The 22724-nt window shown below is 72.9% G+C and carries 20 protein-coding genes; 11 read left to right on the forward strand and 9 right to left on the reverse strand.

The window, feature by feature from the left end:
* Positions 1 to 150 precede the first annotated feature (150 nt).
* Together DEI91_RS07310 and DEI91_RS07315 are read left to right on the forward strand one after the other, a co-directional pair.
* Positions 151 to 1071: an ABC transporter ATP-binding protein gene (locus DEI91_RS07310; RefSeq protein ID WP_111051728.1), complete on the forward strand. Its 921-nt coding sequence runs from the start codon at positions 151 to 153 to the stop codon at positions 1069 to 1071.
* Positions 1068 to 2300 carry an ABC transporter permease gene (locus DEI91_RS07315; RefSeq protein WP_111051630.1) on the forward strand — a complete coding sequence of 411 codons (1233 nt, stop codon included), beginning with the start codon at positions 1068 to 1070 and terminating at the stop codon, positions 2298 to 2300. Before DEI91_RS07310 ends, DEI91_RS07315 begins: the two co-directional genes overlap by 4 nt.
* A 39-nt stretch (positions 2301 to 2339) precedes the next feature.
* Here the strand turns inward: DEI91_RS07315 and pnuC are convergent, their stop codons facing one another.
* Positions 2340 to 3005, reverse strand: a complete 666-nt coding sequence (pnuC, locus tag DEI91_RS07320) for a nicotinamide riboside transporter PnuC (protein ID WP_111051631.1) — start codon at positions 3003 to 3005, stop codon at positions 2340 to 2342.
* Between the two features lie 314 nt (positions 3006 to 3319).
* On the opposite strand from pnuC, the gene DEI91_RS07325 reads away from it, so the two are divergent.
* The 4 genes from DEI91_RS07325 to DEI91_RS07340 all read left to right on the forward strand — a co-directional run bounded on the left by DEI91_RS07325 (position 3320) and on the right by DEI91_RS07340 (position 6157).
* A complete protein-coding gene (locus DEI91_RS07325) occupies positions 3320 to 3880 on the forward strand; it encodes an alternate-type signal peptide domain-containing protein (protein WP_111051632.1) in 561 nt (186 codons plus the stop codon).
* A 104-nt stretch (positions 3881 to 3984) separates the two neighbouring features.
* Positions 3985 to 4578 (forward strand): TasA family protein, encoded by a 594-nt coding sequence (locus DEI91_RS07330; protein WP_111051633.1) that lies wholly within the window; start codon positions 3985 to 3987, stop codon positions 4576 to 4578.
* Positions 4575 to 5465 carry a hypothetical protein gene (locus tag DEI91_RS07335; RefSeq protein ID WP_111051634.1) on the forward strand — a complete coding sequence of 297 codons (891 nt, stop codon included), beginning with the start codon at positions 4575 to 4577 and terminating at the stop codon, positions 5463 to 5465. The genes DEI91_RS07330 and DEI91_RS07335 overlap by 4 nt, the downstream gene beginning before the upstream one ends.
* The gene (locus tag DEI91_RS07340) at positions 5462 to 6157 is read left to right on the forward strand and encodes a signal peptidase I (protein ID WP_111051729.1); all 696 of its coding nucleotides are present in this window, start codon (positions 5462 to 5464) and stop codon (positions 6155 to 6157) included. The genes DEI91_RS07335 and DEI91_RS07340 overlap by 4 nt, the downstream gene beginning before the upstream one ends.
* On the opposite strand, the gene DEI91_RS07345 is transcribed toward DEI91_RS07340, so the two are convergent.
* Positions 6124 to 7761, reverse strand: coding sequence for a Mur ligase family protein (locus tag DEI91_RS07345; RefSeq protein ID WP_258374329.1), 1638 nt, complete (start codon positions 7759 to 7761; stop codon positions 6124 to 6126). The genes DEI91_RS07340 and DEI91_RS07345 overlap by 34 nt on opposite strands.
* A gap of 162 nt (positions 7762 to 7923) precedes the next feature.
* Between DEI91_RS07345 and DEI91_RS07350 the strand changes: the two genes are divergently transcribed.
* The 4 genes from DEI91_RS07350 to DEI91_RS07360 all read left to right on the forward strand — a co-directional run bounded on the left by DEI91_RS07350 (position 7924) and on the right by DEI91_RS07360 (position 11509).
* The gene (locus DEI91_RS07350) at positions 7924 to 8451 is read left to right on the forward strand and encodes a hypothetical protein (RefSeq protein ID WP_111051636.1); all 528 of its coding nucleotides are present in this window, start codon (positions 7924 to 7926) and stop codon (positions 8449 to 8451) included.
* Positions 8452 to 8614: 163 nt separating this feature from the next.
* A complete protein-coding gene (locus DEI91_RS16660) occupies positions 8615 to 8971 on the forward strand; it encodes a hypothetical protein (RefSeq protein ID WP_258374330.1) in 357 nt (118 codons plus the stop codon).
* A 24-nt stretch (positions 8972 to 8995) separates the two neighbouring features.
* Positions 8996 to 10147, forward strand: coding sequence for a cryptochrome/photolyase family protein (locus tag DEI91_RS07355; RefSeq protein ID WP_375537674.1), 1152 nt, complete (start codon positions 8996 to 8998; stop codon positions 10145 to 10147).
* A 33-nt stretch (positions 10148 to 10180) separates the two neighbouring features.
* The gene (locus tag DEI91_RS07360) at positions 10181 to 11509 is read left to right on the forward strand and encodes a GNAT family N-acetyltransferase (protein ID WP_111051637.1); all 1329 of its coding nucleotides are present in this window, start codon (positions 10181 to 10183) and stop codon (positions 11507 to 11509) included.
* Between the two features lie 65 nt (positions 11510 to 11574).
* Here the strand turns inward: DEI91_RS07360 and DEI91_RS07365 are convergent, their stop codons facing one another.
* The 7 genes from DEI91_RS07365 to DEI91_RS07395 all read right to left on the reverse strand — a co-directional run bounded on the left by DEI91_RS07365 (position 11575) and on the right by DEI91_RS07395 (position 21310).
* Complete coding sequence (locus DEI91_RS07365) at positions 11575 to 12495, reverse strand: cation-transporting ATPase (RefSeq protein WP_111051638.1); 921 nt, start codon at positions 12493 to 12495, stop codon at positions 11575 to 11577.
* 538 nt (positions 12496 to 13033) lie between these two features.
* The gene (locus DEI91_RS07370; RefSeq protein ID WP_111051639.1) at positions 13034 to 14314 is read right to left on the reverse strand and encodes an FAD-binding protein; all 1281 of its coding nucleotides are present in this window, start codon (positions 14312 to 14314) and stop codon (positions 13034 to 13036) included.
* A gap of 20 nt (positions 14315 to 14334) precedes the next feature.
* Positions 14335 to 15858 carry an L-arabinose isomerase gene (gene araA / locus DEI91_RS07375; RefSeq protein ID WP_111051640.1) on the reverse strand — a complete coding sequence of 508 codons (1524 nt, stop codon included), beginning with the start codon at positions 15856 to 15858 and terminating at the stop codon, positions 14335 to 14337.
* Complete coding sequence (locus DEI91_RS07380; protein ID WP_111051641.1) at positions 15855 to 16556, reverse strand: L-ribulose-5-phosphate 4-epimerase; 702 nt, start codon at positions 16554 to 16556, stop codon at positions 15855 to 15857. The genes araA and DEI91_RS07380 overlap by 4 nt, the downstream gene beginning before the upstream one ends.
* Entirely contained in the window at positions 16553 to 18253 is a 1701-nt protein-coding gene (locus tag DEI91_RS07385; protein WP_111051642.1) for a xylulokinase, read from the reverse strand. Before DEI91_RS07385 ends, DEI91_RS07380 begins: the two co-directional genes overlap by 4 nt.
* A gap of 93 nt (positions 18254 to 18346) precedes the next feature.
* The gene (locus DEI91_RS07390) at positions 18347 to 20242 is read right to left on the reverse strand and encodes a glycoside hydrolase family 127 protein (RefSeq protein ID WP_111051643.1); all 1896 of its coding nucleotides are present in this window, start codon (positions 20240 to 20242) and stop codon (positions 18347 to 18349) included.
* Positions 20243 to 20251: 9 nt separating this feature from the next.
* Positions 20252 to 21310, reverse strand: coding sequence for a substrate-binding domain-containing protein (locus DEI91_RS07395; RefSeq protein WP_220038057.1), 1059 nt, complete (start codon positions 21308 to 21310; stop codon positions 20252 to 20254).
* Between the two features lie 184 nt (positions 21311 to 21494).
* Here DEI91_RS07395 and chvE point away from each other — a divergent pair, with 184 nt between their 5' ends.
* Positions 21495 to 22631 carry a multiple monosaccharide ABC transporter substrate-binding protein gene (chvE, locus tag DEI91_RS07400; RefSeq protein WP_111051645.1) on the forward strand — a complete coding sequence of 379 codons (1137 nt, stop codon included), beginning with the start codon at positions 21495 to 21497 and terminating at the stop codon, positions 22629 to 22631.
* The last annotated feature ends 93 nt before the right edge of the window (positions 22632 to 22724 follow it).

Raw genomic sequence — 22724 nt, forward strand, 5'->3', positions numbered from 1 at the left:
GACGGGAGGCCCGGTGCACGTCGCGCACCGGGCCTCCCGTCCGTCCGGGGTCGCCGACGGCGACCGGTTCCGACAGCCGACCTCGGTAGGGTCGGCACGTCGAGAGGGGGCCGTGTGGCCGGAGCAGCCATCAGCGTGCGGGACTTCGTCATGCGGTTCGGGGAGCGGACCGTCGTCGACGGCCTGACGTTCGGCGTCGGCCCCGGCGAGACGTTCGGGCTGCTCGGCAGCAACGGCTCGGGCAAGACCACGACGATCCGCGCCCTGCTCGGCATCACGACCCCCACGTCCGGGACGCTGACGATCGACGGCGAACCGTACCGGCCGGCGACCGGGGGCATCGGGTACCTGCCCGAGGAGCGCGGGCTCTACCGCAAGGAGACCGTCATCGACGTGATGACGTACTTCGCGGCCCTCCGCGGCATGCCGCGCGGACCGGCGACGCGGTGGTCGACGGAGTACCTGGAGCGCGTCGGACTCGCCGACAAGGCGAAGGTGCGGATCGACAGGCTCTCCGGCGGCCAGCAGCAGAAGGTGCAGCTCGGCATCACGATCATGGACCGTCCGCGCCTGCTCATCCTCGACGAGCCGACGAAGGGACTCGACCCGGTGAACCGGCGGCTGCTGCTCGACCTGGTCGCCGAGCGGAAGGCGGACGGCGCGACCGTCGTCCTCGTCACCCACCAGATGGACGAGGTCGAACGGCTGTGCGACCGGATCCTGCTCCTCAAGGACGGCGTCGCGGCCGCGTACGGCACCGTCCCCGAGGTGCAGGACGCCTTCGGCGGAGCGGTCGCCGAGGTCGGGTTGACCGGGCTCGTGCCGCCGTCGGACCGCTACCGGCTCGCCCGGCACGAGGGGCACGTCGCCCATCTCGTCCCCACCGCTGCGTCCGCCCCCGACGGCTCCGACATCCTCGCCGAGCTCGTCGGCGCCGGCGTGCACGTCACGGCGTTCGCGATGCGCCGCATCCCGTTGGAGGAGATCTTCGTGCAGCTGTACGGTCACGACGCGACGGCCGACGCCGACCCGGACGGCGGCCGTCCGGCTACGGTCGGAGTGGCGCGGTGAGCCGGCTGGGCACCGTCGTCCGGTTCGAGTTCGTCCGGGCGGTCAAGAAGCCGGCGTTCTGGATCGGCACGCTCGCGCTCCCCCTCGTCGTCGTCGTGGTCTCGCTGCTCGTCGGGATCGGACAGGCCGCGGGCACCGACTCGGCCGTCTCGAGCGGCTCGGCGGCGAAGACGCCGTTCCACTACGTCGACCACTCCGGACTGGTGTCGGAGCGGATCGCGGCGAAGTGGGGCGGGTCGCCGTCGGAGGACCCGGCGGCCGACCGCGCCGCCGTGCGCTCCGGGCACCTCGACGCGTTCATCGAGTTCCCCGCGGAGCCGTCCGGGTCCGCGGTCACCGTCCTGGGCGCCGACCGCGGCCTGTTCGCGAACAACGGCTACGCGGCGCTCGCGGAACGGGTGCTCGGACAGAGCGTCGCCGCCGGCGTGGACGACGCCGAGGCGGTCCGCATCCTCCGGTCGCCGCCGACCACCGACGTCACGACCTACGTCGACGGTCGCGTCGCGCCGGGCTGGCTGTCGGTCGTGCCGCCCCTGCTCTACGTCGCCGCGTTCTTCGGGCTCGTGGTCCTGCTCGCCGCCCGGATGGTGACCGTCGTGGTGGAGGAGAAGGAGAACCGGATCTCCGAGATGATCCTCACCACCGTCACGGCCGGCACCCTCATCCGCGGCAAGGTCGTCGCGATGCTGCTGGTCGGACTCGTGCAGGTCGGCGTGTTCCTGGTGCCGGGGTTGGTGTCACTGGCCGTGGTGCTGCCGCTCGTCGCCGGACGGGTCGGCCCCCTCGCGGTCGACCCGTGGCGTATGGTCGCCGGGGCGCTGCTCCTGGTCGGCGGGGTGCTGCTGGCCTCTGCGCTGTTCGTCGCCGTCGGCGCGGCGGTCCCCACGATCAAGGACGCCTCGACCCTGCAGTCCGCGGCGCTGTTCGCGGTCATCATCCCGCTGTACGCCGCGTTCTTCGTCACGACGACCCCGTCGTCGCCGGTCGCCGCGTTCTTCACGTACTTCCCGACGTTCACCCCGGTCACGGCGATGGTGCGGAACGCGGTCGGGTCGCTCTCGGTCCTCGAGACGGTGGTGTGCGTCGTCGAGGTGTTCGTCGTCGCGGCGCTGCTGCTCTGGTTCGCCGAGTACCTGTTCCGGCACTCGGTCGCGCAGTACGGCTCGAAGGTGACGCTCCGGCAGATCGCCGCGTGGCGCCGGACGGGGTCGGTGCCGCGCTCCCGGTGACGGGCCGCCCGTGGTGGACGGGCCACGGGCCCCCGTCGGTCAGCCGACGGTGACGGGTGCCGCCGACGGCCGGCGGCGCTGCTGCATCCAGACGAAGAAGCCGGCCAGCGTGAACGCGCCGTAGACGACGTACATGAGGCCCGAGGCGTAGTAGCCGGCCGAGAACAGCAGCGGGACGCCCACCAGGTCGACGGCCACCCAGACGAGCCAGAACTCCACCCACCCCTTCGCCATGCCGTAGGTGGCCAGGAGCGACCCGACGAAGATCCAGGCGTCGCTCCACACCGGCTCGTAGGACCCGAGCGCGCGGAACACCGGGGTCAGCAGCGCGGTACCGCCGACCAACCCGAGGACGAGCAGCGCGCGGGACCGCCACGACGCCCAGTGCGGCTCGAGCACCCTCGCGGTGTCGTCCGACCGGTGCGTCCACCGGTACCAGCCGTAGACGCTCACCAGGATGAACATCACCTGGCGGCCGGCCTGGCCGAGCAGGTTGACGGGGTTGGGCGTGTCGAACAGCGCCCCCATGAAGACGGTGAACAGCAGGGCGTTGCCGGCGATGCCGACGGGCCAGGCCCACACCCGGCGCCGCATGCCACCGAGGGCGCTGAGCAGACCGAACGCGTTCCCGATCACCTCGCGCCACAGCACCGTCTGGTCGCCGATGACGAGGTGCGCTTCGAACAACCACCGCACGAAGCCCATGTGACCCTCCTCGATCCGGTCGATGCAACTGCAACCACCTGACGAGCATTCCACGGCCGACGCGCGCGGCGGGAGCACCGCCCCCGAACTGGGGAGGAGGCAAGCGGACATCGGCCTGTCCGCACAATGGGGGACCGGGTACCGTCAGCGACAGGACGACCGCGTCCGAGTTTCCCTCACTCCTGGGCACCGGTCGTCCTCCGGCACCGGTCAGCCGCGGCCCCTGCACGCAGGGGTCGGTGACAGCCGTCCCGTCGGGCTCTCCCGAAGTCCAAGACGCCAACAGCGCTGCCCTGCGCAGGAACGGAACAACCATGCACAAGATCGTGACCGGCACCATCGCGAGCGCCGCCGGCGTCGCACTCCTCCTCGGCGGAGCCGGCTCCTTCGCCCTCTGGAACGCGAGCGCCAGCACCGCCGCGACGGCCGTCAGCTCCGGCACCCTCACGCTGCAGGCCGCGGACGACGGGACGTGGACGGACATCACGAACGGTCGCGCGGACACGATCGACCCCGCATCGGTGCTGATGGTCCCCGGCAACACCTACCGCTTCACGCAGACCCTCGTGGTCGAGGCCACCGGCGACGACCTCAGCGCGGAACTCACCTACGCGCAGCAGAGCATCACCGGCGACCCCGGGCTCGTCGCCGCGACCGAGAAGACCCTCGCGGTCACCTCGTCGACCGCCGCGATCGCGCCGACGGCCGACGACACGGTCTTCACGGTCTCGCCCGGCGCGGGCTCGTCGACGGTCACGGTGACCTTCACCATCGCCCTGCCCGAGTCGGCCACGACGGGCAAGGACGGCACCGTCGACGTCGGCGCCCTCACGTTCACGCTCACGCAGACCGCGATCGGCTCGGAGCGGTCCTGACCGGCTGACCGCCTGACCGCCCGCGGACGACGGGGTCGGATCCCTCCGTCGTCCCGACCACCACAGGACCACGACGAGGACCACGACGTCCGAGGGGGACGACCATGACGACGACCAGACCGACGCAGGGACGCCACCGCGCACCGCGACGGCGGCGCTGGGCGTGGCCGGTCGCGCTGGTGCTCGTCGGGGCGGTCGCGATCGCGGTCGCCGGCGGTGGCAGCACCTACGCCCTCTGGAACAGCAGCACCACCACGGACGGTGCACAGGTCCGGTCGGGCACCGCCAGCCTCGTCGTCAGCTCCCTCACGGCCATGAACACAGCAGCTCTGGCGCCGGGGACGAGCACGACCGGTACCTTCTCCGTCCGGAACGCCGGCACCGTCCCGCTGTCCGTCCGGTTGGCGACGACGACCACGGAGGTCGCGTACGCGTCCGTCCCCGCCGCTGCCGTCCTCGACGAGCTCACGCTCCGGCTCGCCCCCGTCGCACGGGCCTCCGACTGCCGTCCGGGTCTCGGCGGGTACGCGGCCCGTCCCGCTGCCTTCGACACCGGCAGCGGCTACTACACGCTCCCGGTGGGCGTCCGGGCCACCGCCTGTCTCGAGATGGTGCTCGACGCCGACGCCCCGCAGTCCGTCTCCGGCGCGGTCACCGACTTCACCGTGACGGTGACCGGCACCCAGGTCGCACCGTGACGGGACGTCTCCGCGGCCTCCTCGTCCTCGTCCTCGTCGGGGTCCTCGTCGGCAGCACGTCATCGGCGGCGTGGGCGCTCTGGACGGCGACGGGGAGCACCCGGTCCAGCGTCACGAACGGCAAGGTCTCGGCCGCCATCTCGGGCACCGAGGCGATCACGACGACCTACTCGACGACCTCCCGCTCGGTCACCCGCCCGGTCACGCTCGAGAACGCGGGGAACATCCCCGGGACCACCGCGACCAGGACGGTCGTCGCCGGCGGCTCCACACCGCTCGCACAGGCCGTCGACGTCGCGGCGTGGCCCGTCGCCGCCCCGGCCGACTGCACGGCCGACGCCCCGGTCGGCCCCGGCGCCGTCCGCGGTACCTGGGCGGCCCTGCCGAGCCTGCGGTCCCCGCTGCCTGCGGGAGCGTCAGCGGTGTGGTGCGTCCGCTCGGTCGTCACGGCGAGTGCCCCGACGAACGCGACGACGGACGTCCACGTCGTCCTGACGACGTCGAACGCGACCTGGGTGTCGGACACCGTCTGGGGCGGGTTCTACCTCAACACCGGGACCGACCTGCCGACGTTCACCTGCGCGGACGAGGCGTCCGACCACAACTACGTCGAACTGCGCTGGGCGCAGGGAGGTCGCCCTGAGGACACCCGGTACGCCGCCTTCGTCGGTGACCGGCAGGTCGGGGACGCCCAGCCCGGCCGCTACGGACGGATCACCCTCGCTCCCGAGCAGGTCACCCCGAGCGCCGGGGGCGCCACCACGGTCGTCGTCGACATCCGTCCCCTGGACGCCGACGGACGCCCCACGACCGACGTGGCCGGCAGTGGCCCGGTCACCCTGTTCACGAAACCGGACGCCGGCCCCGCCATCCGGTGCGGCGCATGACCGCGATCAGCAGCGGCACCCGGTCGGGAGGCGCGGCACGACCCCGCCACGCCGCCCGGCCCGTCGTCCGACGCGTCCCGACCGGGCTGCCGGCGGTCCTCCGCGCGGTCGGACTCGGGCTGAGCACCGGCCTGGTCCTGCTCGTGGCGGCACTGGCCGTCGTGCTCGTCGTGCTGCCGAAGGCCACCGGCTCGGTGCCGCTCTCCGTCCTGACGCAGTCGATGGAGCCGACCCTGCCGCCGGGGACACTCGTGGTCGTCCGGCCGGTGGCACCCGAGGACATCCGCGTCGGGGACGTCGTCACCTACCAGATCGTCTCGGGTCGACCCGAGGTGGTCACGCACCGGGTCGTCGCGATCGGGGCGTCCTCGGACGGCACCCGGACGTTCGTGTTCCGCGGTGACGCGAACGCCGCGGTCGATCCCGACCCGGTGATCCCGGCACAGGTCCGCGGCGAGGTCTGGTACAGCGTGCCGGGGCTCGGCGCGGTCAACCAGGTGGTCAACGGGTCACGGACGTGGTTGCTGCCGACGCTCGCCGGCGCACTGCTCGCCTACGGCCTCGTCATGACCGCCACCGGGACGGTGTCCGCGATGCGGCGCCGGCGGCGGCGGGCGGAACGACGCCGGACGGGCCGCGACCACGTCGCCCGCGACGGTCACGACACCGGGACGGCCTCCCGGGCGGGGTGACCGGCCTCCGCGAGCGCGGCCTGTGCGTCCCGGAAGGACGAGTACGGCACGTGCACGCCGCGGACGTCCCGGTAGTCGGTCAGGCCCGGACCGGCCCAGTACACGACGCCGTCCTCCCCCACCGCGGCGAGGGCGTGGCGGACGGCCTGCGCCGGGTCGGCCAGTTCCACGACGCTCGCCGTCCCTCCGGACCGCCGCGCGCCGTCGAGGACCGCCGCCCGGATGACGTCCGGGTCCTCGAACCTCGGGTGGTGGTCCGCGACGACGACGACGTCCGCCATCGTCGCCGCGACGGCGCCCATCGGGCCGCGCTTGCTCGGGTCGCGGTCGCCGTCCGCGCCGAGGACGATCGCCACCGGCCCGGCGGTGAAGGCCCGGATCGCCGCGAGGCTCTTCGCGAAGGCGTCCGGGGTGTGGGCGAAGTCGACGAACACACGCGGGCCCGTCGCGGCGGACGCGTCGGCCATGCGACCCGGGACGACGACGTCGAGCGTCCCGTCGACCGCACCGACCAGCTCGTCTGCCCCGAGGCCACCGGCACGCAGCATCGCGACCGCCAGCCCGACGTCCGCCGCCATGTGCCGTCCGAGCAGCGGGACCGCGGTCGTCACGTGCACGCCCGGTCCGTCGATCCGGAAGCGGGTGCCGTCGGGGCGCTGCTCCAGGACCGTCACCCGCCAGTCCGCCGCCGTGTCCGGGTCGCTCGTGACCGTCTCGACCGGGATGCCGCTCGCCCGGACCACGGCCCGACCGGCGGCCGAGTCGAGGGACACGACGCCGCGTCCGGCCCGGTCCGGCTGGAACAGCTGCACCTTGGCGCGGAGGTAGTCGTCCATGTCCGCGTAGTCGTCGAGGTGGTCGTGGCTGAGGTTCGTGAAGCCGGCGACGTCGAACCACACGCCGTCGACCCGGTGGCGGGTCAGTCCCTGCGCGCTGACCTCGATCGCGGCCCCCTCGACGTGGCGTTCGCGGGCGCGCGCGAGGAACGCGTGGAGTTCCGTGGCCTCCGGCGTCGTCAACCGGCTCGCCACGACCTCGTCGGCGATGCGGCGTTCGGCGGTGGAGGTCATGGCGGTCGTCCACCCGAGCCGCCGCATGACCGCGTCGAGGACCGACACCGTGGTGGTCTTGCCGTTGGTGCCGGTGACGCCGAACAGCGGGAAGCCGGGGTCGGCGCTGCCCGAGACCACCCGTGCGACCGCACCGAGGACCGCGCGTGGATCCGGGACGACCACGGTCGGCAACCCCGCGAGCGCAGCGTCCCGCGCCCCGGCGTCGTCGGTGAGGACCGCAACCGCTCCGGCAGCCCGGGCCGCGTGGACGTGACGCGAACCGTGGGCACGACGACCGGGCACCGCGACGAAGAGCCATCCGGGTCGGAGGTCCTCGGTGGCGACCGCGACGCCCGTGACGGCGGTCTGTGCGGCGGCAGCGCTCAGTGGTCCCGCTCCGGCCGCCGCGGCGACCTCGCCGAGCGCGACCGGTCGGGGGTGCTGGGGATCGAAGGCGTGCGGCACGGTGTCCTCCTCGCACGGGCGGCGGTCGTCGGGGTCGACGGGCGTCGGTACGACGGACGTCGTGGTGGCGGTGGCCAGGGTGCTCACCGCCGGGTCCCGTCGCCGGTGGCACGTCGGCTGCGACGGCTCGGGACGAGGACAGGTCATCAGTGAACACCCGGGAGACCGAGCGGGGACACAGCCGGCCGTACCCCGACCGGGCGTCGGGCTCCGAGTCGTCCGGGCTCCGGGCCGTCTAGGCTCTGGCGCGTGACGGACGGGGTGGAGCGGGCGCGCGTGCTGCTCGCGGGAGCAGCAGACCGCCTCGGCGCGGCCGGCACCCGGGACGAGGCGCTCGGGGAGTACGTCGAGCCGAAGCCGGTGCTCGGGATCCGGCGCGACCCGACCATCCGGTCCCTCGGCCGGGTCTGGCGCGTCGGGGCGCTGCTGCTCGGGTCGTCGCCCGAGACCGCAGGACGGGTCTGGGCGACCGGGTCCATCACCCGGGTGACCGAGGCTGGCCGGTCGCAGTTCGTGTCGGTGTCCGCCGAGGTCCGTCGCGCCTACCGGGCCGCCGCGGCCAAGGGGCACTTCGCCCCCGGTGACACCGTGAACCACGGAGCGACGCCGATCCCCCTCGACGACTCCCTGGTCGACGCCAGCGGCACGCTCTTCGTGCGGGACGGCGCGCCCCGCGTCCGCTGGTCGGCGACGGCCGGTACCGACGTGCCGCTCGCCGACTACCTCGACGACCGCGTCGCGCTGCTCGTCGACCCGCCGCCCGGCGCGACCGACTGACCGGCGCCTGACCCGACGGCACCGACCCGACGGCACCGACCCGACGGCACCGACCCGACGGCACCGGACCGACGGCACCGGACCCGACGAACCGGTTCGCCGGTGCGGCCGACGAGGGGAACGCGGGCGACCGGTGTCGGGTGTCCCGCGTAGCGTCCGCGAGGTGACCGACACCCCTCGCCGCCGCCTGGTCCTGCCCGGACAGTACGGGCCGCTCTTCGACGACGGCGGACCGATGCTGGTCGTCGAGGCCCTCGAGTCGTTCACCGCGCGGCCCGTGCACCGGGCGAAGGCGCACCTGTGGCTGAGCGCCCTCCGACACCGTGTCCGCGAGCTCGGCGACCGCGCCGAGCTCGTCCGGGTGGACCGGTTCCGGGACGCACTCGACGGGCGTGCGGGCCTGCAGGTGGTGGACCCGCCGTCACGCGTCCTGCGCGGGCTGGTCCGGCGACGGTCCCCGGTCATCGAGGTGCTGCCGAGCCGGGGGTTCGTCACGGACGAGGACGAGTTCACCGCGTGAGCGTCGAGCCGGGACGGACGGTTCCTGATGGAGGCGCACTACGAGCGGGTGCGTCGGCGCGAGGGCTGGCTCATGGACGGCGACGTGCCACTCGGCGGCGCGTTCAGCCTCGACGCGCAGAACCGACAGCCACCGCCCCGGGGTGCCACGACCCTGGGGCTCCCGGGCCCGTGGTGGCCGACCGAGGACGAGGTCGACGAGGAGGTCCGCGCCGACCTGGACCGCTGGGAGCGGGACGGCCTCGTGCGCTTCGTCGGGCGTGACGACCGACGGCGGTTCGCGGTGACGGCCGACGAGGCGCAGGCCGCGCTCGACGACTTCGTCGCGGTCCGGCTCGGCGACTTCGGCCCGTACGAGGACGCCGTGCTGACGAACGACCGGACGATGGCGCACTCGCTGCTCAGCGTGCCGCTCAACCTCGGCGTGCTCGACCCCCGGGACGCGATCGACGCGGCGCTCCGGGCACACGAGCGGGGTGCGGCCCCGCTGGCGAGCGTCGAGGGGTTCGTCCGCCAGATCGCCGGCTGGCGCGACTACGTCTGGCACCTGTACTGGTGGCTCGGGGACGACTACGGCAGCGACGCCGGAGCCCTCGGAGCGCGACCGTCCGCCCCGGAGCCGGAGCGCGCCGCGCGCGGGCCGGCCGTCGGAGCCGGGAGGGGCCTCCCGGCCTGGTGGCGGGAGCTGGACGCGACCGAGGTGGACGCGGTCTGTCTCACCGTCGCCCTCGACGACCTCCGCGACCACGGGTGGTTGCACCACATCCAGCGGCTCATGGTCCTCGGCAACTGGGCACTCCAGCGCGGGTACGACCCCGTGGAGCTCACCGCCTGGTTCACCGACGTGTTCGTCGACGGCACCGACTGGGTGATGCCGGCCAATGTCATCGGGATGTCCCAGCACGCCGACGGCGGCGTCGTCGCGTCGAAGCCCTACGCTGCGGGCGGTCGCTACATCGACCGGATGACCGACCACTGCGGTGGATGTCGGTTCGACCCGACGGTGCGCCTCGGGCCGGTCGCCTGCCCGTTCACCGCCGGGTACTGGGCCTTCCTGGACCGCGCCGAGCCGGAGCTCCGCCGGAACCCGCGCATGCAGCGGCCGCTGCAGCAGATGCGCGCGATGCCGGACCGCGACCGGGTCATCGCCCAGGAGGCCACCCGCCGGATGCCCTGACGAGGGCGGCCGGACGCCGGTAGGGTCGGCGACGTGGCTTCGATCAACGACGCGTCCGCCGACCGCTACGAGCTCCGGGAGTTCCACCCGGGGACGGACGACCAGGGGGCTCCGGACAGCAGGACGAAGCCGTGGATGGACGCCGTCGGCCTCGGGTTCCACGAGCCGACCGAGTCCGACGAGGCGGCAGCCCGCATGGTGGCCCACATGGTCGCCGACCAGGAGACCTTCCTCGGCGTGTACGTCCGGCAGCCCGCACCGGGGTCGGTCGACGAGACCTGGCCCGCCGGGACCTTCACGTGGTTCCGGAAGGCCCTCAGCTGGGGCGACGGGACCGCGATCGACACGCAGGCGGTGTCCGCGGTGACCGTCCGCCCGACCGAGCGTCGGCGCGGGGTCCTCCGCCGGATGATGACGCACGCGCTCGAGCGGGGTGTCGCCGAGGGGTACGCGATGGCGTCCCTGACCGCGTCCGAGGGCACGATCTACCGACGCTTCGGGTTCGGCTGCGCCATCCGCGAGCGCGCGGTCCGCGTCCGCCGGGCCCGGGCACTCCCCTTCCTCGCCCCCACCACCGGTGTCGTCACGATGGTCCCGACGCGGTGGCTGGCGGACGGCGTCGGCCGGGACGTGTTCGACCGGTTCCACGCCCGCACGCCGGGCTCGATGGTGCGCAACACCGGCACGTGGCCGATCGTGTTCGGCGAGATCGGTCGTGACGGTCAGAAGGCGAAGGACGTCCGCGCCGCCGTGCACCGCCCCGATGGCTCGGACGAGGTCGACGGGTACGTCACCTGGCGGGTCGTCGAGGGCAAGACCGGCGAGGACACGCGCGTCGAGGTCGTCGACCTGGTCTACGTGACCGACGAGGCCTACCTGTCGCTGTGGGAGTTCCTGCTCTCGATCGACCTGAACGACGTGGTCGTCTACGACCGCTCGCGTCTGGACGACCCGATCGTCGCAGCCGTCGCCGACAACCGCGCGTTCGACGTCGACCACGAAGAGGACCACGTCTGGCTCCGCGTCCTGGACGTCGCCGCCGTGCTCGAGTCCCGCCCGTACGCGGTCGACGGATCGCTCACGCTCGCCGTCACGGATGCGCTCGGCCATGCGTCCGGCACGTACCGGCTCGACGTCCGGGAGGCCCGTGGCACCGTCACCCGGCTGGCCGACGACGCCGACGCGGCCGGCTCCGACATCGCGCTGGACGTCGCCGACCTCGGCGCGGTGCTCATCGGGTCGGTGTCGCCGCAGACGCTGGCGGCGGCCGGACTGCTGCGCGCCGCCGACGAGGCGGCGCCGGTCCTGCTCCGGGCGATGCTGACGCCGCCACGGACGCCGCACGGGGTCACGTACTTCTGACGGCGCCCTGGTCCGTCGTGGCGCGAGCCGACTGCGGACCAGGACACCCGACGACCGTCGACGGCTCAGCGGTCGAAGAAGTCGCCGATCCCGGGCCACTGGAAGCCCTCGCCGAGGTTCCCGACCTGGTCGCCGAGCCCGCCGAGTGCCTGCTCGCCCTGGGCGGCGACACCCTCGACGCTGCCGCCGAGATCACCGAGCCCGCCGCCGACGGTGTCGCCCAGGCTGGACGCGACGCCCTCGAAGTCGACGCCGAGGTCCGCCGCCTGCGCGAGCACCGGTCCCGCTGCCGCGCTGAGGACCGCGCCGCCCGCGACCGCCACCGCGAGTCCGCCGACCGCGAGTGCTCCGCCACCGATCGCGGTGCCGGCGAGGACCTTCCGCATCGTCCCCGGCCGGCTCGTCTCCCCCCGGGTCGCGGCCCTCGCCAGGCCCGCCGGGGACGCGTCGGTCGACCGGTCGTGCTGCGGGACCTCGGCGTTGAGACGCTGGAGGACCTGCTGGCGCTGCTCCGGGGTCAGGCGAGCGAAGGCGTCGTGGTGCGCCTGCTCCAGACGCTCGGGGTCCGCCGTCTTCAGCAGGTAGTCGTACTTGGCGATCGCCACGCGGTCGGCGTCGGTCGACGGCGTGCGTCCGGGTCGGCCACCGTTCTGCTGCGGCTGTCCGTGCGGCTGCTGTCCGTACGGCTGCTGTCCGTACGGCTGCTGTCCGTACGGCTGCTGTCCGTACGGCTGCTGCTGCTGCGGCGGCTGCCGCGCGGGGTCGTGTCCGCCACGATCGTCGCCGGTCAACTTGTCCGCGGCCGTCCGGACCAGCCCGCGCCAATCTGTGCCACCGGACCGTCCGGGCTGCCGGTACTGCTGCATGCCGCCGGACTGCCGGGAACCGCCCTGGTTCCCGGAGCCGGGCTGCTGGCCGGATCGCTTCTGGAGTTGCTTGTCGATGACCTTCGAGGCCATGCCGAGGATGCGGTTCAGGTTCGCCATGCCTGACCTTTGCGTCCTCACATGTGCGCGCACAGCACGACGCCGGTGCGTGGACGGTGCACTCCCCCGACATCCCCTGTGAGTGTCGCAGACGAAGGACCGACGTCGATCTGGAATACGTGTATCACGCCGGTGGGCTGGACCTCAAGCGCGCCACCGCCGGAGCGTGCTCAGGGCGAACGGCGAAGCCCGGGACTGCAGCAACAGTCCCGGGCTTCAGTTCGCTCTCCGAGTGGAGGGCCAGGGGAACACACACTTCCCCGAGTTCAGCACTCGGGAGCAAGTGTAGCCGAGCCCGCTCGGCGACACACCCCTGGCCCGACGCTCCTCGTGTCCGCCGGCGATGACACCAGGAGGTCCTCCATGTCGCACGACGCCGAGCGCCGGCCCAGGCGTCAGGTCCCGTGGCTGGGGATCGCGAGCTTGCTCGTGACACTCGCCCGGTTCCTGCGCGACCTGCGCCGCACGGGCCAGTGACACGGGTGCCCCGCACCGCATCCAGCGGTGCGGGGCGCTCCGGTCCGATGCGCCGTGCGCGCTAGCCGAGCACGCGCTCCAGGAACGGGTTGCGGAACCGGCCCTGCGGGTCGAGGTCCCGCGCGAGTGCCGCGAACGCCCCGAGCTGCGGGTACACCTGGTGCAGGCGCTCCGGCGTGGACGCGGTGACCTTCCCCCAGTGCGGGCGGGGAGCGAACGGCGCGAGGGCGTTCTCGATGAGGGGCAGCGCGACGGCCACGTCCTCGGTCTGCCGACGGAACGTGAAGTGGAACGCGACCGAGTCCTGTCCCGAGCTCGGCGCGAGCCAGGCGTCGTCGGCCGCGATGCGTCGGATCTCGGACACGAAGAGCACCGGCGCGATGGCCTCCCCGATGCCGCGGAGCGCCTGGATCGCCGGCACTGCGTCCGTCGCGGCGACCATGTACTCCGCCTGGATCTCCTCGCCGGCCGACGGCGTGAACGACGACCGGAAGTGCGGCAGGCGCTCGTGCCAGGGTCCGGGGACGCCGCCCTGCTCGGTGACGCCCGCGGTCTCGCTGCCCGGCACGGGGTGGATCGGTTCGGCGCCGGCGACGGCCCCGAGTGCGGCGAGGTCGACGGCCGCGTCGTCCCGGTCCTCACGCCGCTTCGTCCAGATCTGCCGGATGCCGTCGGCGGTGTACCCGGTGAACATGCTGACGCTGTACCCGGCCGACATGATCTGCTCGAACTGCGCGTCGACGACGTCCCAGCCGAGGCCGGTGTGCACGGTCTGGGCGACGCGGTAGGTCGGTTCGATGGCGAGGTGCACCGCGACGACGACACCGAGCGCGCCGAGGGCCACCCGGTGCGCGTCGAGCCGCGGGTCGTCCGCCCCGACCACCTCGATCTCGCCAGAGGCCCGGACGATCTCGACCCCGACGACCGACTGCGCCAACGAGGCGTTGCCGACGCCGGAGCCGTGGGTGCCCGTCGCGACGGCACCGGCGACCGAGATGTGCGGCAGGGAGGCGAGGTTCGCGAGCGCCCAGCCACGGGCCTCCAGGCCGACGGCCACCTGCGCGTGCGTGAGACCGGCGGCGACGCGCGCCACGCGCCGCTCGCCGTCCACGTCGAGTTCGGGCGGGAGGCCCGTGAGCGTCACCTGCACCGCGTCGGTGTCGGCGATGGTGTTGAACGAGTGCCGCGACCCGAGCGCCGTCAGGCGCGGGGTCGACGCCACCAGCTGCTGGAGCTCGGCCACCGTCGTCGGCTCCGCCAGACGACTGGCCGAGTACGTGACGTTCCCGGACCAGTTGGTGCGGACAGCTGCGGAGGTGTCGTCGGTGATCACGTCGCTCATGCTAGGCCTCCCGACCCGACTCAGAAGCCCCGGTCGAGCCGGTGCCAGGTCTGCTGCGTGCGGACCTCGTCGCGGAAGCCGCGCAGCGTGGTGTGCTCGTCGATGACCAGGAACTCGGTGCCGATCATGGTGGCGAGGTCCTCGACCACCTGGATGCCGACGGCGGTCGTCATCACGGTGTGGTGCGCGGCACCGGCGGTGAGCCAGGCCTCCGCGGACACCGGGAAGGACGGCTGCGGCTCCCAGACGGCACGGCCGACGGGCAGGTTCGGCAGCGCCTCGGTCGGCTCGACGACCTCGACGACGTTCGCGGTGAGGCGGAAGCCGTCGCGGGTGTCCGACAGTGCGGCGACCACGGCGGGCCCGGCGTCGGCCGTGAAGACCAGGCGCACCGGGTCGTCCTTGCCGCCGATGCCGAGCGGGTGGATCTCGAGCGTCGGGGTGGACGCGGTCAAGGTCGGCGAGACCTCGAGCATGTGCGCGCCGAGGATCTTCTCCGCGCCCGGGGTGAGGTCGTACGTGTAGTCCTCCATGAGCGAGGCACCACCGGGGAGCCCGGCGCCGGCGACGTTCATCGCGCGGACGAGGACGGCGGTCTTCCAGTCGCCCTCGGCGCCGAAGCCGTACCCGTCGGCCATGAGCCGCTGGACCGCGAGGCCGGGCAGCTGCTTGAGGGTGCCGAGGTCCTCGAAGTTCGTGGTGAACGCGGCGGACCCGTTCGCGGTGAGGAGGGCACGGAGGCCGAGTTCGATCGCGGCGCCGTCGCGGAGGGACTGACGACGCTCGCCGCCGTCCCGCAGCTCCGGGACGAGGTCGTAGGCGGCGTCGTACTCGGCGACGAGCGCGTCGACCGTCGCGGTGTCGGCGGTCGCGGTGTCGACGGCCGCGACGAGGTCGTTGACGCCCCACGTGTTGACCTGCACGCCGAGCTCGATCTCGGCCTCGGTCTTGTCGCCCTCGGTGACGGCGACGTACCGCATGTTGTCGCCGAAGCGGGTGAGCTTGAGCTGGCGGATCGCGGCGGCACCGGCCGCGGCGCGCGACCAGTCGGACACCCGCTGCTGCACGCGCGGGTCGGACACGTGGCCGACGGCGGTGGCGTGCCGGACACCCATGCGGGCCAGGGCGTACCCGAACTCACGGTCACCGTGCGCTGCCTGGTTGAGGTTCATGAAGTCGAAGTCGATGTCCGCCCAGGGCAGCGCGACGTTCGCCTGCGTGTGCAGGTGCAGCAGCGGCTTGGTCAGGGCGTTGAGGCCGCTGATCCACATCTTCGCCGGGCTGAACGTGTGCATCCAGGTCGTGACGCCGATCACCTTGTCATCGGCGCTCGCCTCGATGAGGGCGCGACGGATGCCGTCGGCGTCCTTGAGCACGGGCTTCCACACGAGCGTGACGGGCACGTGCGGCGCCAGTTCGGCGTGCACGGCACGGCTCTGCTCCTCGACCTGGCGGAGGGTCTCCTCGCCGTACAGGCCCTGCGACCCGGTGAGGAACCACACCTCGTAGCCGTCGAGGGTCGTCTGGGGGTCCACCTGCGTCATCGCATGGCTCCTTCGGGGTTCTGTCCGTAGACGTTCTGGTACCGGTCGAACAACCGGTCGATGTTGTCCTGCGCGATCGGGACGAGCTCGCCGCCCTGCTTCGCGATGTGCACGGTGCGGGCGACGTCCTCGCACATCACCGCGGCCTTGACGGCGTCCTTCGCGTCCTTGCCGATCGTGAAGACGCCGTGGTTCTGCATGAGCACCGCACGGGAGCGGTGTCCCGACAGGGTCTCGACGATGCCGCGGCCGATGGTGTCGTCGCCGATGATCGCGAACGGGCCGACCGGGATCGGTCCGCCGAACTCGTCCGCCATCGCGGTGATGACGCACGGGATCGCCTCGGCCCGGGCGGCCCAGGCGGTGGCGTACGTCGAGTGGGTGTGCACGACGCCGTTCACCTCCGGCATGTTCCGGTACACGTAGGCGTGCGCGGCGGTGTCGCTCGACGGGCCGTGGGCGTTGTCCCAGCCGTCGGCGGGCACGCCGTCGAGGGTGCAGACGACCTGGTTCTCGGGCGCGAGGTCCTCGCTGACGACCCCGCTCGGCTTGATCACGAAGAGGTCGGTGCCGGGCACGCGCTCGGAGACGTTGCCGCCGGTCCAGATCACCAGGCCGTAGCGGACGAGCTCGCCGTGCAGGCGGGCCACACGCTCGCGCGCTGCGGCCACGGCCGCTCGGGTGGTGTCGTCGGTCATCGGGTCACGTCCTGTTCCTGCTGGGGGTCGGTGTCGGCGTCGGCGTCGGTGTCGGTGTCGGTGTCGGCCGGGAGGCCCGGCTCGCCTGCGACCGTCGGCTCGCCGCTCCGGGTGGTCGCGCCGGGCACCGTGGCCGCGATCGCCTGGATCGGGAGCGCGGCACGGAAGCGGTCGAGGGAGGCGGTGAAGCCGTCGACGTCGCGGTCGTCCGGGTCGACGACGTCCGCCGCAGCACTCCCGAAGACGGTGGTGTCGAGGTACTCGGCGAGCGACGTGTCGGCGGCGTGCTCGAGGTAGGCGGCGAGGACGGCGATGCCCCATGCCCCGCCCTCGCTCGCGGTGGCCTCGAGCGCGACCGGCACGCGGAGGGCGGCGGCGAGCTGGCGCTGCGGCAGTCCGGGCGTGCGGAAGAGCCCGCCGTGCGCGGTCATCCGGTCGACGGTGACGCGCTCGCCGTGCAGGACCTCCATGCCGATCGCGAGCGTCGCGAACGCACCCATGAGCTCGGCGCGGACGAGGTTGCCGAGCGTGAACCGGGCGTCGGGCGCACGGAGGAGCAGCGGTCGGCCGGCCGCAACGCCGGTGACGGGCTCGCCCGCGAGGTAGTTCACGGCGAGCAGCCCGCCCGCGTCGGGGTCGGCGGCGGCGGCCTCGTCGAGGAGCGTGCGGAACACGGTGTCGGCGTCGACCGGGCTGCCGGCGGCCTCGGCGAACCGCCCGAAGACCCGGGCCCAGCTGCCGATCTCGCTCGCACCGTTGTTGCAGTGCACCATCGCGACGGCGTCACCGGCGGGCGTGGTGACGACGTCGAGCTCCTCGTGCGGGGTCGACAGCGGTTGTTCGAGCACGACCATCGCGAAGATGCTCGTGCCGACGCTGACGTTGCCGGTGCGCTGGGCGACGGCGTTCGTGGCCACCATCCCGGTGCCGGCGTCACCCTCGGGCGGGCAGAGCGGGGCGCCGGGCTGCAGCGCGCCGGAGGCGTCGAGCCACGCAGCGCCCTCCGGGGTCAGCGCGCCGGCGTCCTGCCCGGCGACGAGCACCTCGGGCAGCAGGGCACGGAGGTCGTCGACGCCGATGAGGTCCTGCGCGGTCGCGAGCATCGCGGCGTCGTAGTCCTGCGTCGCCGGGTCGATCGGGAACATGCCGGAGGCGTCACCGACACCGAGGACGTCCCGGCCGGTCAGGCGGCGGTGCACGTACCCGGCGAGCGTCGTGACGCCGTCGATGTGCGCGACGTGCTGCTCGTCGTCGAGGACGGCCTGGTACAGGTGCGCGACCGACCAGCGGAGCGGGATGTTGAAGCCGAGCGCGTCGCTGAGCGCGGCGGCCGCAGGGCCCGTCGAGGTGTTGCGCCAGGTGCGGAAGGGGACGAGGAGGTCGCCCGCTGCGTCGAACGGCAGGTAGCCGTGCATCATGGCCGAGACGCCGACCGCGCGGAACGTCGTCGGGACGGAGCCGTGCTGCTCCTGGACGTCGGCGACCAGCGCGGCGTACGCGGCGCGGACACCGGTCTCGACCGCCGCCAGCGGGTAGGTCCAGCGGCCGTCGACGTACTCGTTCTCCCACTCGTGCGAGCCGGAGGCGATGACCGTCAGGTCCTCTCCCACCAGGCACGCCTTGATGCGGGTCGAACCGAGTTCGATGCCGAGGGTCGTGCGGCCGTCCGCGATCTCGCGGGTCCGGTCGTCGCTCATGGGGGCCTCCTGCTCTCGCCGTCGAGTGAGCGCTCACACCGTAGCGCGTGAGCGCTCACGCGGACAACTCGTCGGCCGTGTCGGCGGGGCGTCCTACCCGACCGGGAGGAACACGCGCATGGTCGACGGACCCCGGTTCCCCCACGACGCGTACGGCACCAGCCGGACGGGTTCGGCTGCCCCGTCGTCCACGGACGTCGCCCCGTACGGCAGCGCACCGTCGGCGCGCACCGACCGCGGCCGGAGCCACACCCGGACGTCGTCCGGACCGTCGTCCTCCGGCACGGAGTCCGCGACGAGGACGACCTCCCCGACGTCCCGACCGAGGTCGGTCGACTCCAGGGCGTAGACGAGCGGGCCTCGTTCGACGGCGAGCGTGCCGCGGACCGCGTCGATCCGCGGGTCCGGAGCAGTGAGCCGTGCGGCCACCGGCACCCGGAGCACGACCCGATCCCCCGGGACGAACGCGCGCTCGACGGTCACGGTCTGCTCGCCGGCCACCTGACGGGAGCCGTCCGGCGTCTCGAGTGTGGCCTCGCCGGCCCACGAGGGCACGCGGAGCCGGAGCGCGACCGGGATGCCGGTCGCCCGGGTCGCCTCGACGACGACGGTGCCGTCGGTCGGCCACCCAGAGCGCACCCGGAAACCGACCTGGGCGCCGCCGGGCAGGGTCAGCTCGATGTCGAGGTCGCCGTACTGGTGCAGCTGCAGGCCGTCGTCGGTCATCGTCGCGAAGACCGACTCGACACTGGCCAGGGTCCGGGCGAGGTTCGTCGGGCAGCACGACACCGCGAACCACGGCGCGCGGAGGCTCGACAGGGCGCGGTCGCTGAGGTCGCCCTCCGGGGGCACCGCGCCCTCGACGCGCTGGTGCATCGTGTTCGCGTAGAAGAACGCCCGACCGTCCGCGCGGGGTGCCACCATGACGGCGTTGTACAGCGTGCGCTCGATGAGGTCCGCGTACTTCGACTCCCCCGTCTCGAGCAGCAGACGCCACGACACCATGTTCGACGCGATCGCCGCGCAGGTCTCGCCGTACTCGCGGTCCGGTGGCAGCTCGAAGTCGGCCCCGAACGCCTCGTCCTGGTGGTGGGAGCCCATCGCACCGGTCAGGTAGGTGCGCGTGGCCACGGTGTTGGACCACTGCCGTTCGACTGCGGCGACGAGATCCGCGTCGCCGGTCTCGACCGCGACGTCGACCGCTCCCGCCGCCAGGTACATCGCCCGGACGGCGTGCCCGCGCCAGACGTCGGCCTCCCGCACCGGCACGTCGTCCTGGAAGTACTCCGGACCGAAGGCGATCGGCCCGAGCCGACCGTGTCCGCGTCGTTCGATGAAGAGCTGGGCCAGCCGGACGTACCGGACGTCGCCGGTCGCCCGACCGAGCTCGACGAGGGCCGGTTCGATCTCCGGGTGGCCGCACACCGCCTCCCGTCCGCCGTCCCCGAACACCACGACCAGGTGGTCGGCGACGCGGACCGCCACGTCGACCAACCGCCCGCTGCCGGCCGTCCGGAGCCGGGCGACGGCCGCCTGGATGAGGTGGCCCATGCAGTAGAGCTCGTGGCCCCACTCGAGGTCCGACCACCGGGGCCGCTGCCACGGCCGTCCGAACGCGGTGTGCAGGTACCCGTCATCGTCCTGGGCGGCGGCGACCCGGTCGACGAGCCGCTCGTACCGCACCTGGAGCTCCGCGTCCCCGGTGCGTCCGAGCTCCCAGGCCATGGCCTCGAGGAGCTTGTACACCTCGGAGTCGACGAACTCGATACCCGCGTGCTCGAACGGCGCACCGGTGGCCGCACCGTCGAAGTTGCCGGCCCAGCCGATCCGCTCGATCCAGTCCTCGCAGTGCCGGAGCACGGCGCTCCCGTTCCGCTCCTGCCACGCTCCCCAGTACCCGGCACCCAGGCGGAGGGCACCGTGCGGCAGGGGGCGCAGGGCCGAGGTGGAGGGCGAGACAGGGCCGGTTGCGGGAGACGTCGTCGTCATGGCGCGAGGCTACGCCGAGCGCCGCACCACCAGCTCCGGCTGCAGCAGTGCCTCGTCGTGCTGGCCGCCCTCGAGCAGCGCCCGGGCCGAGGCGAGCACGCGCTCCCCCATCGCCTGGAAGTCCTGGCGCACGGTGGTCAGCGGCGGGGTGAAGTGCGCCGCCTCCGGGATGTCGTCGAAGCCCACGACGGCGACGTCGTCGGGGACGCGCAGGCCCTCCTCCGCGAAGGCGTGCAGCACGCCGAGCGCCATCTGGTCGTTGCCCGCGAAGACCGCGTCGACGGCCGTGACGTCGAGCGAGCGCCCGGCCGCGAACCCGCTCGCCGGGGTCCAGTCGCCGTCGAGCACGACCGGGGTGAGCCCGCGGGCGCGCATGGTCCGCTCGTAGGTGGCACGGCGCACCTCGCCCTCCTGCGAGATGCCGGGGCCGGCGATGTGCACGATCCGCCGGTGTCCGCGGTCGAACAGGTGCTGCAACGCCATGGTCGTCCCGGCGGCCTGGTCGATGGCGACGGCGGAGACGGTGGCACCGCCGCTCCCGGGCACGACCAGGTCGGTCGGCACGGCGTCCCGCTGGACCGCGTTCGCGACCACGACGGGCACCGTCACGGCCATGGTCAGCGAGGCGAGGGCGTCGAGCACCCGGTTGTCGGCGGCGACGAGGACCACGGCGGCGACGTCCTGGGCGAGCAGTGTCGTGAGCGCCTCGGACAGGTCGACCGGCCGGGGGTCGTCGGGCAGCGTCGAGAGGAGCACGTGGTACCCGGCGGTGCGCGCGGCCCGCTCGAACCCGATCGCGGTGCTCGACGGTCCGTACAGCGCGTCCCCCGCACTGACCAGGCCGAGCGCCCGGCTCCGTCCGCCGGCCAGGGCCCGGGCAGCGGCGCGCGGACGGTAGCCGAGCTCCCCGATCGCGGTCGTCACCCGCGACCGGAAGCCGTCCCGGACCGTCGGGTCCCCGTTGATCACGCGGCTCACGGTCTGGTGCGAGACGCCCGCGCGCTCGGCGACGTCGAAGATCGTCGGGGCCTTGCGGGGCCTGCCGTTCGGCGTCGTCGTCGTGCTCACCCGGTCACCGTACCGCGGCGTTCGTCCGGGGCGGCGCATACCGATACGGTCACGACGAGTTGACACCGTGTACCAGAACCAACATGATGTGAGCGCTCACTTGGAGCATCACATCCCCAGCGGGACACAGCAGCCCCGCACCCGAGCGCGTCGACGTCGACGCGAGAGGAACAGAGGTACTTCGATGAAGAAGCGCAGGATCGTCGCGAGCGTCACCGCTCTCGGTCTCGCCCTCTCCCTGGCCGCCTGCTCTGCCGGCGGCCGCGGTGCCACCGGCTCTGACAGCGGCGGCGACAGCAACGGCAACAAGGGCGCCCTCGTCGGCGTCGCGATGCCGACCAAGGTCTCCGAGCGGTGGATCAAGGACGGCGACGCCGTCAAGAGCAGCCTCGAGAAGGCCGGCTACAAGGTCGACCTCGAGTACGCGGACAACAAGATCCCGCAGCAGGTCCAGCAGGTCAGCAACATGATCACCAAGGGCGCGAAGGTCCTCATCGTCGCGTCCATCGACGGTGGATCGCTGTCCGACCAGCTCGACGCCGCGGCCGACGCCGGCATCAAGGTCATCTCCTACGACCGCCTGCTCACCGGCAACGAGAACGTCGACTACTACGTGTCGTTCGACAACTACAAGGTCGGTGTCGACCAGGCGACCTCGCTCCTCACCGGCCTCGGACTCGTCGACGCCGACGGCAAGAAGACCGACGAGAAGGGCCCCTTCAACATCGAGGTGTTCGCCGGCTCGCCCGACGACAACAACGCCACGTTCTTCTTCAACGGCGCGATGGACACCCTCAAGCCGTACCTCGAGGACGGCACGCTGACGATCGGCTCCGGCCAGGACGGCTTCACGCAGGCCGCGACCCAGCAGTGGGACCCGGCGCTCGCCAAGGCCCGCATGCAGAACCTCGTGGCGAAGTCGTACTCCGGCGGCACCAAGCTCGACGGCGTGCTCTCCCCGTACGACGGCATCTCGATCGGCATCATCTCGGCGCTCCAGGGTGCCGGCTACGGTTCGTCCGACCGACCGCTCCCGGTCGTCACCGGCCAGGACGCCGAGGCCGCCTCGGTGAAGTCGATCATCGCCGGCCAGCAGTACTCGACCATCTATAAGGACACGCGCCAGCTGGCCGACAAGTCCGCGTCGATGGCCCAGGACCTGCTCTCGGGCAAGAAGCCCGAGGTCAACGACACCAAGACCTACGACAACAAGGTCAAGGTCGTCCCGACGTTCCTGTTCCAGCCGACGGTGGTCACCAAGGACAACTACGAGAAGGTCCTCGTCGACTCCGGGTACTACACGGACGCCGACCTCAAGTAGGTCGCAACCCTCCCTCGGACGGGAGGCCCGGTGCCGGGCCGGCACCGGGCCTCCCGTCCGTCCCCACCCACTCGCGCGCCGTCCCGGCGCCCA

The sequence above is a fragment of the Curtobacterium sp. MCBD17_032 genome (assembly GCF_003234855.1).
Lineage (GTDB): Bacteria > Actinomycetota > Actinomycetes > Actinomycetales > Microbacteriaceae > Curtobacterium.